The sequence below is a fragment of the Vibrio sp. YT-17 genome (genome assembly GCF_033337375.1).
Classification (GTDB): domain Bacteria; phylum Pseudomonadota; class Gammaproteobacteria; order Enterobacterales; family Vibrionaceae; genus Vibrio; species Vibrio alginolyticus.
In genome coordinates this window covers 1-1186 of sequence record NZ_JAWOQP010000142.1, presented here as the reverse complement: position 1 = coordinate 1186, position 1186 = coordinate 1, and the positions used below count along the sequence as shown (strand labels likewise).

2 protein-coding genes are annotated in these 1186 nt (G+C 42.6%); both read left to right on the top strand.

The window, feature by feature from the left end; all coding sequences use genetic code 11:
- Positions 1 to 99 precede the first annotated feature (99 nt).
- Positions 100 to 576: a GNAT family N-acetyltransferase gene (locus tag R7F67_RS24505; RefSeq protein ID WP_039485639.1), complete on the top strand. Its 477-nt coding sequence runs from the start codon at positions 100 to 102 to the stop codon at positions 574 to 576.
- 151 nt (positions 577 to 727) lie between these two features.
- On the top strand, positions 728 to 1012 hold the full coding sequence (locus R7F67_RS24500; RefSeq protein WP_054730863.1) for a MazG nucleotide pyrophosphohydrolase domain-containing protein: 285 nt from the start codon (positions 728 to 730) through the stop codon (positions 1010 to 1012).
- The last annotated feature ends 174 nt before the right edge of the window (positions 1013 to 1186 follow it).

Below are 1186 nucleotides of genomic sequence, written 5' to 3'. Positions count from 1 at the left end.
ATGCGGTGGCTTATGGTGATTAAGGCGCTGTGCGGTAGCTTTTGTATTGCGTTACTCACACCTTAGCAAGGCGTTAGGTGCTTGAAGGAAAAGGTAAGTATGGAAATTGCTTTTCAGCAGATAAACATTGATGATTTCGAATTGTGCGTAGCTGCGAGAAAAGATGCATACTTTTGTAGTTTTGGGCATTACGATGGTTTCGACGACTTCATCAGTGGTTATCGTGAACGAGTATTAGACCGGCTAGCAACATCAGGATGGTTCTATATCCATATATTTGTGGATGGTCAGTTTGCAGGGCAGTTAGAGTTTCGTAGCTTTTCACCCGAGCCGGAGACTGGCTATGTGCATCTCATTTACTTAAAGCCGAATTTTCGTGGTTCAGGACTCGCTGCAAAATTGCACGATTATATTGTAAGCGCGTTGAGTACAGCGGGTTGTTTGCGTGCTGTACTTTCAGTAAGCCGAACTAACCATAGAGCTCTCACATTCTACAAGCGCCATGGTTGGGAGTTCGTGCGCAAGAATCCCAAGCACGATGAAACAGACTTTTACCAACTTTGGCTACGCACCTAACAAACTGTTCAAGAGGGATTCGCAACGCGTGGCATTTTCACTATGCGTTGGTTTTCGTGATTAAGGTGGTATGCGGCTGCTTCGGTATTGCATTGCTCACCCCTTAACAGGGCGTTATACGCTTTATGGAAAATGATACAAAAAGGACGTTATGAAGTTATCTGAGTTACAAAGTCATATAAAAGAATTCGATTATGCGCCAGAGCAATCTGAACACTATTTTTTAAAACTAATCGAAGAAGTTGGCGAATTATCGGAATCAATTCGCAAAGGTAAACATGGGCAACCAGCGTTAGATGAACTCAAAGGTTCAATCGCAGAAGAGTTATATGACGTCTTGTACTATGTTTGTGCTTTAGCCAATATTCACGATGTAAACCTTGAGAAAACGCATGAACTAAAAGAAGTTTTGAATAAGGTTAAGTACAACCGATAGGGCGCGTATAACAAATTGTTCAAGAGGGATTCGCAACGCGTGGCATTTTCGGCATGTGTTGGTGTAAGTGGTTTAGGGGTAATATTAGCATCGGTGTAGCGTCGCTCACACCTTAATGCGGCGTTATGTTTTATGGAGAACAAGGTGGAACGTTTTAAAGTACGTATTGATGGA